Origin of the sequence: Pedobacter mendelii (genome assembly GCF_014635725.1) — a bacterium.
Taxonomy (GTDB): Bacteria; Bacteroidota; Bacteroidia; order Sphingobacteriales; family Sphingobacteriaceae; genus Pedobacter; species Pedobacter mendelii.
This window is the reverse complement of sequence record NZ_BMDJ01000012.1, coordinates 67439-80911: the sequence shown is the minus strand read 5'-3', so window position 1 is coordinate 80911 and position 13473 is coordinate 67439. Positions and strand designations below refer to the sequence as shown.

Below are 13473 nucleotides of genomic sequence, written 5' to 3'. Positions count from 1 at the left end.
GCAAATGAAGATAAAAGACACCTTTTTATATAAACTTTTAATTGTTTTACTTGCCTTAGCGAGTATTCCTGCACTATTTAGCGGTGTTATGGAGCCTGATGGTGCGCTTTATGCATCCATGTCTAAAAACATCATACTACATCACGATTGGTTTAATCTTTATGGTCGCGGGGCAGATTGGTTAGACAAGCCACATTTAACGTTTTGGATTAGTGCAGTATCTTTTAAAATTTTCGGTATTTCATCATTCGCTTTCAAGCTACCCTCATTTCTTTTTGGATTACTTGGTGCCTGGTATTTATATAAATTGGCGAGAGGTATTTATGATGAAAAAATCGCACTTATTAGTGCTTTGATTTTTCTAAGTGCGCTTCATATTATCACGTCTACATTTGATGTAAGGGCAGAAATTTATATCACTACTTTTACTCTTGCTTCGATTTATCACTTTTACAAAGCACATAAGTATTCTTTTTGGCATGTTGTTGCAGGTTCTTTTTTTGCCGCTTGTGCAATACTTATAAAGGGAATTTTTGTACTAATACCTGTTTTTGCAGGCTTTATCATTTACTGGCTATTTACCAAACAGTATAAGCAGTTGATAAATCCGAAATGGTACATCGCCATATTGCTAATTTTGGTTTTTATTACCCCAGAATTATATGCACTTTATACACAGTTTGATATGCATCCCGAGAAAGTTGTTTTCAACAGAACTGGGGTTTCTGGATTAAAATTTTTCTTTTGGGATAGTCAATTCGGTCGATTTTTTAACAACGGACCTATTAAAGGTAAAGGCGATATTTCCTTCTTTTTGCATACCACGCTTTGGGCTTTCTTGCCTTGGTCGATATTATTTTATACAGCAGTTGTAAATCTTTTTAAAAATAAAAACAGAGAAAATTTAGCACCTGAAAGCATTATGATTTGGGCAAGTGCAGCAGTTACCTTTTTAATCTTTTCGCTTTCTAAATTTCAATTGCCACATTACATACTAATTATTTTTCCTCAGTTTTCCATTATTACGGCCTTATACTTAAGAAAACTCGAAGGCAAAGGCTTAAAAACATTCTTCATTATTCAGAATTTAATTTTCATTCTGGTAATAGCTTTACTTTCTACATTGGCTTATTTCTACGGATTTGAAAATCCTTATCTAATCATTGGTATTTTACTGATCGCTTTAGCCACTGCATTTCTAGTTTTCAAAGGTGTAAAGCTCGAAACCATCATCGCCAGAAGCGCACTTTTATCTGTTGGCTTAATGATATTTCTTTTTGTGTTCTTCTACCCTGCAATTTTGAAATATCAATCAGGCATGCATGCAGGAAACTGGTTAAAAGAAAATTATCCTACGGCAAAACCTGCTGTTTTAAATTATATTGATGCTTTTTCTTTTGATTTTTATGCTCCCGGGGAAGTAAAATACTTTTATAATTATGGAGATTTAGATAAAAATAAGGCTATAAAAGATTTGGTAATTTATGTACCCGAAGCAGAGTTATCGAAACTAAAAAAGGAGTACCATGCGGAAGTTTTGAAATCGTTTAACTACTTCCACATTACTAAACTAACTGGGAAATTTTTAAATTCAAAAACACGCCCACAGGTTCTGGAGCATTTTTATTTGGTTAAAATACATTAGCGGTATGAATACGGATTTATTTTTTCGCATTATAAAGTTTGGCTTAACAGGTTTGCTCGGAATGGCAATTGATTTTGGAGCAACATGGTTATGCAAAGAAAAGATTAAGATTAATAAATATGTTTCTAATGCGATTGGGTTTATATTAGCTGTAACTAACAACTACTTAATTAACCGTATATGGACTTTCCAAAGCACCAATGCACACTGGGGAACTGAATTTAGTAAATTTCTGGCAGTGAGTTTAATTGGATTGGCTTTAAATACGCTGATAATTTATCTATTTCACCAGCGTAAAAATGGAACAAATTTTTATGTAGCGAAGTTTTTTGCAATTGTTATTGTTTTTGTGTGGAATTTTTTGGCGAATATGTTGTTTACGTTTAAGTAACGTTTTTGCCAATAAAATAAAACACAACAAGCCATACTAATCCTTTAATAAGGAAGAATAAAAACCCGACTAACCCCACCCGCTTAAACCAAAATTTTAGCTTTTCTTTGTTCATTGCGTTACAGTAAAGATAACGGATTTGAACTAAACTAGAAAAGTTTTAATAAGTGTTTGATTTTTTGATGAATGATAATATGTATACGTTACAAACGAATTTTACCACCTAAGACATTTAAGAACATTTTTAGCTAATGTGTTAATTATCGAGAGGTAGATTTACCTACTTATAAGAAGATTATAAACTTTTTAATAAGTTATTTCTTCGTAGGCAATAACTTTATTTCTTTTGCTTTAAAACGATTGTTAACAATTTCTCCTGTTACTTCTGCCTTGCTTACAGCATTACAAAAACCATGTTCGCCATGCGCGTCACCAAAATCATCAATACCTTTTCCATCAACAAAGTATGGCTTACCATCAATTTTAACAGCTAGTTCGCAATCTTTTCCTTTCATTTTGAACTGACACTCGCCACAGGCAATTTCTACAATTTGCGTGGAAATTAATTTCGAAGAAGCTTTTTGATTTGGAACTGTTTGCGCAAATCCACCTATTGCACACATGCCGATTAGGAAAGAAAATATTAAATTTTTCATTGATGTCTTTTTTTCAAATCTAAGTTTTATCTACAAAAGAATTACTGTAATGACTTAATTAAACCTGATAAAAATGAAAATACTTTTTGTTGCAGATTTTCATTAAGCTCACACTGACATTGCCAAAAAGATTGAAATGGTTAGCAGGACTGCTTTACCCAAAGGATTACTTTACTATCGTTTTCAAAAAAAATCAACCATATAAGGCATATTAGAAAATATAAGCTCAAATGTTGCTAGATATCTTCATGGCTAAAAAATAAAAAAGGGATATGCAAAAATGCAAATCCCTTTATAAAATTATAAGCCCCCCATGGGGTTTGGTTTTAGTATCTGTAAGTATCTGCTTTAAAAGGACCTTCTACCGGTACACCGATATAATCAGCTTGGTATTGATCTAAAACATCTAACTCTACACCAATTTTTTCTAAGTGTAAACGAGCAACTTTTTCATCTAAATGCTTAGGTAAAACGTAAACTTTGTTTTCGTAAGCAGCAGTGTTTGTCCAAAGTTCTAATTGAGCTAAAGTTTGGTTTGTAAACGAGGCACTCATTACAAAACTTGGGTGACCAGTTGCACAACCTAGATTTACTAAACGACCTTCGGCTAAAACAATAACATCTTTACCTTCGATTGTATATTTATCAACCTGTGGTTTAATTTCGATTTTAGTATCGCCGTAGTTTCCGTTTAACCAAGCCATATCAATTTCGTTATCGAAGTGACCGATATTACAAACAATCGCTTTATCTTTTAACGCTCTGAAGTGTTCTTCGCGAACGATGTTACAGTTACCAGTTGTGGTTACAACAATATCTGCTTCTTTAATAGCATTTGCTAATTTTTTAACTTCGTAACCTTCCATTGCAGCTTGTAAAGCACAAATTGGGTCGATTTCTGTTACAATAACACGTACGCCTTGTGAGCTTAATGATTCTGCAGAACCTTTACCAACATCGCCATAACCACATACAACAGCTACTTTACCAGCCATCATAATGTCAGTAGCACGACGAATTGCATCTACTAAAGATTCGCGACATCCGTATTTGTTATCAAATTTAGATTTTGTTACCGAATCATTAACATTGATTGCTGGTGTGTGCAATGTTCCGTTTTTCATTCTTTCGTACAAACGGTGAACACCAGTTGTAGTTTCTTCTGATAAACCTTTGATAGCTGCAATTAGCTCAGGATATTTATCAAAAACCATATTGGTTAAATCGCCACCATCATCCAAAATCATGTTTAATGGTTGTTGCTCAGGTCCAAAATGAAGTGTTTGTTCGATACACCAATCAAATTCTTCCTCGTTTAAACCTTTCCAGGCGTAAACCTGAATACCAGCAGCAGCAATTGCAGCCGCAGCATGATCTTGTGTTGAGAAAATATTGCAAGATGACCAGGTAACTTCGGCACCTAATGCAGTTAATGTTTCGATTAATACCGCTGTTTGGATAGTCATATGCAGACAGCCTGCAATACGAGCACCTTTTAACGGTTGCGATGGACCGAATTCTTTACGTAAACTCATTAAACCTGGCATTTCTGCTTCGGCTAATTCGATTTCTTTACGGCCCCATTCTGCCAGTGAAATGTCCTTAACTTTGTAAGGGATGTAAGTTGTCTCTACTGATGACATAATTTATTGTTTTTAAATGTGATACAAAGTTACCACATAGCTTTGTGAAACCCAAATAAATGACAGCGCAAGCTGGTTTGTGAATTGTAAAATAGCTAATAAATTAACAACATTATGGAGTAATTTCTTTCTTTATATTTTAGAAAAGCAATACCCGTGCTGCTTATGTTATTCCAGTCCTGCTGTCCCTACAAGCACCAATAGAAAAAATTAGTGGCTTTTCGTACCATCAGGTTTAAATAACTCCCTATTGAATTTCTATGAAAGTTCATTACTCTAAAATAAAATATTGATTTACAGGAAATTATTTCATAAATTGTTATAACCAAATAAACAAAATTATGAAATCAGTTAAACACCTGCTGGATACCAAACAAGTCCGCATTATTTCCGTTGGTAAAAATATTTCAGTTTTAGATGCATTAAAAGTTATGACTGATAAGAACATTAGCGCTGTGCTTGTTATGGACGAGGCGAAACTGTCGGGCATTTTTACTGAACGAGATTATGCTCGAAAAATCATCCTTCAAGGTAAATCATCCAAAGATACAATGATCGAAGAAGTCATGACACCTAATCCTATTTCCATTACATTAAGCGATACGATCGACAAATGCATGGAAATAATGACTGAAAAGCACATTCGTCACTTACCAATCGTAGAAAATGATGAAGTAAAAGGAATGATTTCTATTGGCGATTTGGTAAAATATATCATTGCCGATCAGAAACAAACCATTTCGCAATTGGAGAGCTATATTAGTGGGTAATTAGGGTTTAGGGTTTAGGGTTTAGGGTTTAGGGTTTAGGGTTTAGGGTTTAGGGTTTAGGGTTTAGGGAAAACAGATCCAATGCAATACCGTTTCGAAATATTGCAAAATATCAGTGCAATCCCTAAATCTGTGGAATCAACCCGAAGGAAAAGTCAATAAATCTTTCAAGATCTATTTCCAACGCCATTCTCCAGCAATCGTCAATGGTTCTTTTAAATTTTGAGCTTCTAAGAATGCTCTTAATTCTTCTTCGCCTTGTACACCTACTGGTATTTTGGGTGTATTTGCCAATGCGTACGTTAACATGGCACTGTAACGAACTGTATTTTTTAGGCCTTGTTCATCAACAAGTTTAAAGCTGTCGCCATCTGAGTGGTAAAACGGACCAGAATTGTTTGGTAATTTTCCACCTGCTCCACCACCTGTAGGTATTCCGGCTAACATGAATGGCTGGTGATCGCTGTGCAAACCTGCACCCGCGTTAAATAAATTTTTAAATCCGGTATCAATTTTAACAATATCTGCGCCCCATGCTGTAAATAATTCCTTCATCTCCGCTCTTGAGGTTGAAAATCCTTTTGGGTCGTTAGTCATATCGTAGTTTAACATAAATTTAACCTGACCAATATTCCCGGCTTTCTTCGCTTGTTCTACATACGCTTTAGAACCTAGTAAACCTTGCTCCTCACCCATAAACAAAACAAATTCTACTGTTCGCTTGGTTTTTAAATTTAGTTTTTTAAATGTACGGGCCATATCCATAATTGCGAAAGAACCAATGCCATTGTCTATTGCTCCAGTCGCCAAGTCCCAACTATCCAAATGGCCGCCAACAACGATTTTATCTTTCGGCATTTCAGTTCCTTTAAAAGTTGCAATCACGTTTCTGGCTTTAATTAAACCAGAGAAATTAGTCATGTTAATGTGCGCAACCTGAGCTTGTGTTTTCAGCTTTTCTTTTAAAGCCATCCCATCTTCCAAGCCAATGCAAACTGCAGGAATTGGTATGAGCTTACCTGTAACTGAAGCCGTACCAGTTAACAAAACACCATCTTTTACTGTATTGATTATAATTACACCATTAGCACCATATTTTGTTGCGATAGCTGTTTTTTCTGAACGGTGCAGCGATTTTGTGCCCGCTGCCGAGCCAGGTAAAACACCAAGATAAATCAATGCAATTTTTCCTTTAAACTTATCAGGATTTGATTGGTAATCTGCTTCTAAACCATTGCCAGCATCAACTACGTCGCCAGTTATGTCAGAGCTTACAGGTGAGTGCGCCAAGGTAACGGCTTTCATTTTGGCAAGACTACTTTTATCTGCACCAATTTCTAAATTAATGGTTTTTCTTGCCCAGCTTTCTACTTCAAAAGGTTGAAACTTAACTTCACAACCATACGATTTTAATAAATCAAAAGCATATTGCTCCGCCTTTGCTCCATTTGTCGAACCTGTTAAACGATGACCTATAGTTTCTGTTTCATACTTAAGCGTTTGATAAGCTTTAGAGTTTTGCTGAACATCAGTATTTATTTTGTTAAAAACATCGCCGAAGTTATCCTGAGCCTGAACGAGAAAAGAAGTGCAAAGTAATGCAGATGCAAAAAGGTATTTCATGAATAGAAGTTTGGTTGTTGATTTATTCGTTGAAAATACAAAATATTAAGCGATAGAAGGTGCTGTAACGTATATTTTGCTTAGGCATTTTGCAACCGTTAAAAAAGTCGAAGAAAAGATTAGCTTAAAACCTCCTTTGAAGTGAACACGAAATGAAATGGAGTAAAACGAAAAGCAGGATGAACGATAAAATGAAACACAGGTTTTGCTTTTCAAGAAAACACCTTATAAAAATCAGGTGGCTCAAAAAATTATATTACTTTATGCACTTTTTTCTTTGGAAAGATTAACGAGGCGACAACACTAATTACTAAAATAGCCAAAATAACAATCAATGAATGCTCCGTTGTAAAGCCCCATTTCTCTAGGTAAACGTGGGCGAGCATTTTGACACCTATAAAGGTTAATAGAAAAGCTAAACCAGTTTTTAGGTAATGAAATTTATGAATGATATTTACCAACAAGAAAAACATGGAACGTAATCCCATGATGGCGAAAATGTTAGAAAAAAATACTATATATGGATCTTTAGTTACCGCAAAAATTGCAGGGATAGAATCGACTGCAAAAAGCAAATCGGTAAATTCTACAATTAGTAAAACTAAAAATAATGGTGTAACCATTCGCTTCGCATTAATTTTTACGAAAAAGTTTTTACCCTCGTATTTTGGATGAATGGCGAAAATTTTTGATGCCCACTTAACTACAGGATGGTTTTCAGGATCAATTTTATCATCCTCATCTTTGCTAAAAAACATTTTTATGCCTGTAAAAACAAGGAAAGCTCCAAAAACATACAATATCCAGGCAAATTTTGTTATCAATGCTGCACCAACAAAAATGAAAATGAAACGCATAATGATTGCACCCAGAATACCCCAAAATAACACACGGTGATAATATTTTTCTTCTACCGCAAATGCAGAGAATATTAAAACGATAACAAAAATATTATCAACCGAAAGGGCATATTCGATAACGTAACCAGTTAAAAATTCGAGTCCGAGATTTTGCTTATAAACAGCTAAGCTTTGCTCAAAATTATCAGGAATAAGTGTTATGTGGTGCTGATGCCTAGCTACGATTTCCTTTAAATGAGCAAAATCTTTAATCCCATGTAATAAATGACCTTCGGTGATTAGAATAAAATAGAAGCCTATTGCAAAAGCAACCATGATTAAACTCATTATACCTGCTTGCTTTAAGCTAACAACATGCTCTTTTCTGCTAAAAAGACCTAAATCCAGCGCAAGGATAAGTATGATAAATAAAAGAAAACCTATGCTAAAAAGTAACTCGTTGCTCATTATTTTTTACGTTCGGTGGTATATAAAACAAGTTGTTCTAAACCTGTTCTCGCTTCACCTGCTTCAAATTGATGTAAAATATTAAATGCTTCATTTTGATATTCCTGCATTTTTTGATTTGCATAAAAAACACCTTCCCTAGCATTCACAAAATCTATAATTTCCTGAATTTTAATCGAATCATCCTGGTGATTTTTAACCAGATTAATAATTCTTTTACGTTCAGCTTTTTCTGCTTTATTTAAAGCGTAAATTAATGGCAAGGTTACTTTTTTCTCTTTGATATCAATGCCTAATGGCTTACCAACGTCATCTGTTCCGAAATCGAATGTATCATCTTTTATCTGAAAAGCAATGCCTACTTTTTCGCCAAACAAACGCATTTTCTCAATTGTTTCATCATCGGCACCAGCCGATGCAGCACCCGCGGCGCAGCACGAGGCAATTAAAGAGGCTGTTTTCTGACGGATAACATCAAAATATAAATCTTCAGAAATATCCATCTTCCTAACCTTTTCAATCTGCAATAACTCGCCTTCGCTCATTTGCTTTACCGCTTCTGATACAATTTGTAACAATCGATGTTCATTATTGTTTACCGATAATAATAAACCTTTCGCAAGCAAGTAATCGCCAACCAAAACAGCTATTTTATTTTTCCATAAAGCGTTGATGGAGAAAAAACCACGTCGTTCATATGCGTTATCTACAACATCATCATGCACCAAGGTTGCGGTATGTAAAAGTTCTACCAAAGCTGCGCCACGATGTGTTGATTCTGTTATTCCACCGCATAATTTCGCAGCAAAAAACACGAACATCGGCCGCATTTGTTTTCCTTTTTGTTTTACAATATAATGGGTAATCCTATCAAGCAATGGTGCATCGCTGTGCATAGAATCTTTAAAGGTTTTTTCAAACGCTTTAATATCAGCTGCTATAGGTTTTTTTATCAGTTCGATTCCCGGCATTAAGTCGAAAAATTTTGATTGCAAACTTAGGTTAATTTCCTATAAAAGTTTACATTTAATAAAAACATTGCATTGAAAAAACGCTACAAAATCTTATTGGGCTTATCAGTCTTGCTGGTCGGCACATATTTTGCTGGTCCGAAGCCAAAAAAGCCACTCTATAACGAAGAATTAACTAAAGTTCCAGATATTGGAGAACTAGATAATTATATTAAAACGATAGAAAGTAAACACCACATAAAACTAGGAAACGAGGCGGAAATTGTTTGGGCAGATTCTACCCATAAGCAAACCGAATATGCAATTTTTTACCTGCATGGTTTTTCTGCTTCTAAAATGGAAGGAAACCCGGTTCATTTGAACCTGGCAAAAAAGTTAAAGGCAAACATATACCTTCCACGCCTTACAGATCACGGTATTGATACTATTGCGCCGATGCAGTATTTTACAGCTGATAAACTTTGGGAAACGAGTAAGCAGGCTTATGCCATTGGCAAAAAATTAGGTAAAAAAGTTATCGTTGTTGGCACTTCAACCGGTGGAACGGCGGCACTAAAACTTGCAACCGTTTATCCTGAAATTAACAGCCTGATTTTAATTTCGCCAAATGTGGCTATAAATGATAAAAATGCATGGTTGCTAAACGACCCATGGGGATTGCAAATTGCCAGAAAAGTTGTAGGCGGCGATGAAAGAAGAGTTTTAGATGAACGAAGTGATGAATACAAGAAATATTGGTATACCAATTATCGCTTAGAGTCTTTAGTACAGCTACAGGAATTTATAGAAAGCACCATGACTAAAGATGTTTTTCAAAAGGTAAAACAACCTGTTTTAATGCTGTACTATTTCAAAAATGACTTGGAGCAAGATCCTGTTGTTCGCATCGATGCCATGCTTAAAATGTTTGATCAACTTGGAACAGCACCTGAATTAAAAAAGAAAATTGCCATTCCAAACGGAAGAAACCATGTTTTAGGTTCTTACATTACATCAAAAGATTTACCAAGTGTAGAAACGGCGATTGAAAGTTTTATTGGAAATACACTTAAAATACCAATGAAATAAAAATAACAAACTCAATTGGAAGTTGTATTTTCAAGGCCTAACAAAATCAACAAATACTAATGAAGTTTAATTATATACTAATTTGCGCTTTAATTTTTTTAAACTTTAATTCTTTTGCACAGAAGCAAAATTCTTTAAAACCCTTTATAATTGGCCAAATTGAAACCATTGAATCCAAAGTTTTAAAAGAAACCAGAGCACTTAACATCTATTTACCTGAAGGTTACACGCCTGATTCTTCCAAAACTTATCCGGTAATCTATCTTTTAGATGGTTCTGCAAATGAAGATTTCATACATGTTGCTGGCTTAGTTCAGTTTCTTACCATGATTGATGCCATGCCTAAATCCATTTTGGTCGGCATTGCAAATGTTGACAGAAAAAGAGACTTTACTTTTCCAACTTCTGTTAAAGCAGATTTAAAAGATTTCCCAACAACAGGAAAATCAGAGAATTTCATTTCATTTATTGAACAAGAATTACAACCTTTTATTCAAAAGAAGTACAGAACAAATGCTTCCAACACCATTATTGGGCAATCGCTTGGTGGTTTATTGGCAACAGAAATTCTGTTAAAGAAACCGCAGCTTTTTACAAATTATATGATTGTTAGTCCGAGTTTATGGTGGAATAACGAATCGCTTCTGAGTGAAGCAACTAAGTATTTAGAAAATACTTTAACCAAAGAAACAAATGTTTACATTACAGTTGGCACAGAAGGTAAGCAGATGGAAAATGATGCAAAAAAGTTTGCTGAGATTCTGCAAAGTCATAAAAACCTGAAGATTTACTTTGCCCCGCTTCCTGAAGAAAATCATTTAACGATTTTGCATAATGGTTTGTATAAGGGTTTTGGAATTTTATATCCGGAGAAGAAATAAGACTATACTACAAAACATCTATTTAGACTTTCGAAGTTTCTAGCAAATCAATTACCCAACTATATTCTTCACAATCATTTCTGCATGAACACGGGAGTTCTCTATAAAAAGCTTGTGTGTATCTAATCCACCGCAAACAACGCCTGCCAGATATAAACCTTTTACATTCGTTTCCATAGTTTCTTCGTTATAAAATGGGCAAAGACTCTCTGGTAGATCAATACCAAATTTCTTCAACATAGAAAAATCTGGCTGATATCCAGTCATAGCAATAACAAAATCGTTAGGAATAGTTTTTTTTCCTTCGGGCGTTTTAATATCAACTTCACCTTCCCTAATTTCTACCAGTTCCGAATCGAAAAGTGCTTTTACTTCGCCTTCTTTTATACGGTTTTGAATATCCGGGCGAACCCAATATTTAACATGTGGGCCAAGTTCACCACTTCGAATCACCATGGTAACATTTGCCCCTTTTCGGTAAGTTTCTAAAGCGGCATCAACTCCAGAATTGTTTGCTCCAACCACCACAACATTTTGAAACGCATACAAATGAGGATCTTTGTAATAATGCGTAACCTTTGGTAAATCTTCTCCAGGTACATTCATTAAAAGTGGTATATCGTAAAAACCTGTAGCCACTACTATATTCGCTGCAGTATAATTTGTTTTTGAAGTATTGATTTCAAAAACATTTTGCTCATTTTTTACAACCTGCAATACACTTTCGAAAAGATGTATATTTAAAGCAAATTTCTCTGCAACACGGCGATAATATTCAACCGCTTCATTTCTGTTAGGCTTAGGATTAATGGTTACGAAAGGCAGCCCACCAATTTCTAATTTTTGAGAGGTGGAAAAGAATGTCATAAACACTGGGTAGTTAAAAAGGCTGTTTACCAAAGTACCCTTTTCTATTATGACATAGCTTAAATTGGCCTTTTTGGCTTCGATGGCACAAGCCATACCGATTGGACCAGCACCTATAATTAATACGTCGTAATGATTTTGATTTGCCAATAGTTTTTATTTAGTTGTCATTCTGAGCTTGTCGAAGAACTTGTAAATTTCGACAGGCTCAATGTGACAGGCCATTCTCTTATACTTTCATTGCTTTACTTGGGCAGGCAAAATCGGTGGTTTTTAAACCCGTGTTTTTAATTGCAGCATAACCACCCGCAACATCGATTACGTGCTCTGCCCCTCTTGATTTCAAAATTGAAGCGGCAATCATCGAACGATAACCACCAGCACAATGGATATAATAAGTTGATTTTGGATCGATTTCGCTGGTCCAATCGTTAATAAAATCTAACGGACGGCTTAAAGTAAAATCCAAATGCTCAGATTCATATTCCCCAGGTTTACGAACATCAATGGCTATAATATCATTTTCATTTGATGCTTTTTCAAAGTCTTCAGCAGAGATAGATTCTATGGTATCAATTTCGTTTCCTGCATCAGTCCATCGCTGGAAACCACCATTGAGATAACCTATTGAACTATCATAACCTACACGGGTTAATCTGGTAATGGTTTCCTGCTCTTTGCCTTCGTCAGTTATTAGCAAGATTGGTTGTTTTAAATCAGTGATTAAAGCCCCAACCCAAGGTGCAAATTGTCCATTTAAACCAATATTAATTGAGTTCGGAATAAAACCTTTTGCGAAAACTTGAGGGTCCCTGGTATCCAACATAACTGCGCCGGTTTGATTTGCCAGATGCTCAAATTCTTGAGGCGTTAGCGCAATTAAGCCTTTCTCATATACCTCATCAATACTTTCTATACCGCCTTTGTTGATAGCAGCATTTTTAGCAAAATATTGTGGTGGAGGCAAAATCCCATCCGTAACTTCAGTTATAAATTGTTCTTTAGTTTGCGCTTTTAAAGCATAATTAACTTCCTTTTGGTGCCCTAGAGTATCAAAAGTTTCCTTGCTCATACTTTTTCCACAGGCAGAGCCCGCACCATGAGCAGGATAAACAATAACATCATCAGCCAAAGGCTTAATCTTTTCGTTTAAAGAATCGTAAAGCATCCCTGCTAAATCCTCCATAGTAAGTTGCCCTTTCTGGGCCAAATCTGGGCGACCGACATCGCCTATAAAAAGTGTATCACCGCTAAAAATACAGTAATCTTTACCATTTTCATCAGTTAACAAATAGGTTGTAGATTCTAATGTATGCCCTGGAGTATGTAATGCCGTAATGGTTAATGCACCAATTTTAAATTGTTCACCATCTTTAGCAATGTGCGATTTGAATTCTGTTTTAGCCGTAGGACCATAAATAATTTCAGCACCAGATTTTTCAGCCAAATCTACATGACCTGATACAAAATCTGCATGAAAGTGAGTTTCAAAGATGTACTTAATTTTTGCACCTGCTTTTTCTGCTTTTTTTAAATACGTTGAAACTTCTCTGAGCGGATCGATGATTGCAGCTTCGCCATTACTTTCGATGTAATATGCAGCTTCAGCTAAACAACCGGTATATATCTGTTCTATTTTCATGTTTATAAG

At 35.2% G+C, this 13473-nt stretch carries 12 protein-coding genes; 5 read left to right on the top strand and 7 right to left on the bottom strand.

Features of this window, described 5'->3' with window-relative positions; all coding sequences use genetic code 11:
* Positions 1 to 4: 4 nt before the first annotated feature.
* Complete coding sequence (locus IEV50_RS17535; RefSeq protein WP_188416854.1) at positions 5 to 1645, top strand: ArnT family glycosyltransferase; 1641 nt, start codon at positions 5 to 7, stop codon at positions 1643 to 1645.
* Between the two features lie 4 nt (positions 1646 to 1649).
* The gene (locus IEV50_RS17530; RefSeq protein WP_188416852.1) at positions 1650 to 2036 is read left to right on the top strand and encodes a GtrA family protein; all 387 of its coding nucleotides are present in this window, start codon (positions 1650 to 1652) and stop codon (positions 2034 to 2036) included.
* Positions 2037 to 2350: 314 nt separating this feature from the next.
* Here the strand turns inward: IEV50_RS17530 and IEV50_RS17525 are convergent, their stop codons facing one another.
* Both IEV50_RS17525 and ahcY read right to left on the bottom strand, forming a co-directional pair.
* A complete protein-coding gene (locus IEV50_RS17525; RefSeq protein WP_188416850.1) occupies positions 2351 to 2692 on the bottom strand; it encodes a DUF6370 family protein in 342 nt (113 codons plus the stop codon).
* Between the two features lie 326 nt (positions 2693 to 3018).
* Entirely contained in the window at positions 3019 to 4335 is a 1317-nt protein-coding gene (ahcY, locus tag IEV50_RS17520) for an adenosylhomocysteinase (protein WP_188416848.1), read from the bottom strand.
* 341 nt (positions 4336 to 4676) lie between these two features.
* Between ahcY and IEV50_RS17515 the strand changes: the two genes are divergently transcribed.
* Positions 4677 to 5105, top strand: a complete 429-nt coding sequence (locus IEV50_RS17515; RefSeq protein ID WP_188416847.1) for a CBS domain-containing protein — start codon at positions 4677 to 4679, stop codon at positions 5103 to 5105.
* A gap of 174 nt (positions 5106 to 5279) precedes the next feature.
* Here the strand turns inward: IEV50_RS17515 and IEV50_RS17510 are convergent, their stop codons facing one another.
* The 3 genes from IEV50_RS17510 to IEV50_RS17500 all read right to left on the bottom strand — a co-directional run bounded on the left by IEV50_RS17510 (position 5280) and on the right by IEV50_RS17500 (position 9006).
* Positions 5280 to 6728 (bottom strand): M20/M25/M40 family metallo-hydrolase, encoded by a 1449-nt coding sequence (locus IEV50_RS17510; RefSeq protein WP_188416846.1) that lies wholly within the window; start codon positions 6726 to 6728, stop codon positions 5280 to 5282.
* A 251-nt stretch (positions 6729 to 6979) separates the two neighbouring features.
* Positions 6980 to 8035, bottom strand: a complete 1056-nt coding sequence (locus IEV50_RS17505; RefSeq protein WP_188416845.1) for a TerC/Alx family metal homeostasis membrane protein — start codon at positions 8033 to 8035, stop codon at positions 6980 to 6982.
* A complete protein-coding gene (locus IEV50_RS17500; protein ID WP_188416840.1) occupies positions 8035 to 9006 on the bottom strand; it encodes a polyprenyl synthetase family protein in 972 nt (323 codons plus the stop codon). Before IEV50_RS17500 ends, IEV50_RS17505 begins: the two co-directional genes overlap by 1 nt.
* Before the next feature lie 72 nt (positions 9007 to 9078).
* On the opposite strand from IEV50_RS17500, the gene IEV50_RS17495 reads away from it, so the two are divergent.
* Together IEV50_RS17495 and IEV50_RS17490 are read left to right on the top strand one after the other, a co-directional pair.
* The gene (locus tag IEV50_RS17495) at positions 9079 to 10074 is read left to right on the top strand and encodes an alpha/beta hydrolase (protein WP_188416837.1); all 996 of its coding nucleotides are present in this window, start codon (positions 9079 to 9081) and stop codon (positions 10072 to 10074) included.
* A 59-nt stretch (positions 10075 to 10133) separates the two neighbouring features.
* Positions 10134 to 10955: an alpha/beta hydrolase gene (locus IEV50_RS17490; RefSeq protein WP_188416836.1), complete on the top strand. Its 822-nt coding sequence runs from the start codon at positions 10134 to 10136 to the stop codon at positions 10953 to 10955.
* A 51-nt stretch (positions 10956 to 11006) separates the two neighbouring features.
* Here the strand turns inward: IEV50_RS17490 and IEV50_RS17485 are convergent, their stop codons facing one another.
* Both IEV50_RS17485 and IEV50_RS17480 read right to left on the bottom strand, forming a co-directional pair.
* On the bottom strand, positions 11007 to 11972 hold the full coding sequence (locus IEV50_RS17485) for a YpdA family putative bacillithiol disulfide reductase (protein WP_188416834.1): 966 nt from the start codon (positions 11970 to 11972) through the stop codon (positions 11007 to 11009).
* A 79-nt stretch (positions 11973 to 12051) separates the two neighbouring features.
* Entirely contained in the window at positions 12052 to 13464 is a 1413-nt protein-coding gene (locus IEV50_RS17480; protein ID WP_188416832.1) for an MBL fold metallo-hydrolase, read from the bottom strand.
* Positions 13465 to 13473: the final 9 nt, after the last annotated feature.

Coding starts and splice junctions, on each gene's coding strand:
- IEV50_RS17535 (WP_188416854.1), top strand. CDS start 5: ATGAAGATAAAAGACACCTTTTTATATAAACTTTTAATTGTTTTACTT.
- IEV50_RS17530 (WP_188416852.1), top strand. CDS start 1,650: ATGAATACGGATTTATTTTTTCGCATTATAAAGTTTGGCTTAACAGGT.
- IEV50_RS17525 (WP_188416850.1), bottom strand. CDS start 2,692: ATGAAAAATTTAATATTTTCTTTCCTAATCGGCATGTGTGCAATAGGT.
- ahcY (WP_188416848.1), bottom strand. CDS start 4,335: ATGTCATCAGTAGAGACAACTTACATCCCTTACAAAGTTAAGGACATT.
- IEV50_RS17515 (WP_188416847.1), top strand. CDS start 4,677: ATGAAATCAGTTAAACACCTGCTGGATACCAAACAAGTCCGCATTATT.
- IEV50_RS17510 (WP_188416846.1), bottom strand. CDS start 6,728: ATGAAATACCTTTTTGCATCTGCATTACTTTGCACTTCTTTTCTCGTT.
- IEV50_RS17505 (WP_188416845.1), bottom strand. CDS start 8,035: ATGAGCAACGAGTTACTTTTTAGCATAGGTTTTCTTTTATTTATCATA.
- IEV50_RS17500 (WP_188416840.1), bottom strand. CDS start 9,006: ATGCCGGGAATCGAACTGATAAAAAAACCTATAGCAGCTGATATTAAA.
- IEV50_RS17490 (WP_188416836.1), top strand. CDS start 10,134: ATGAAGTTTAATTATATACTAATTTGCGCTTTAATTTTTTTAAACTTT.
- IEV50_RS17480 (WP_188416832.1), bottom strand. CDS start 13,464: ATGAAAATAGAACAGATATATACCGGTTGTTTAGCTGAAGCTGCATAT.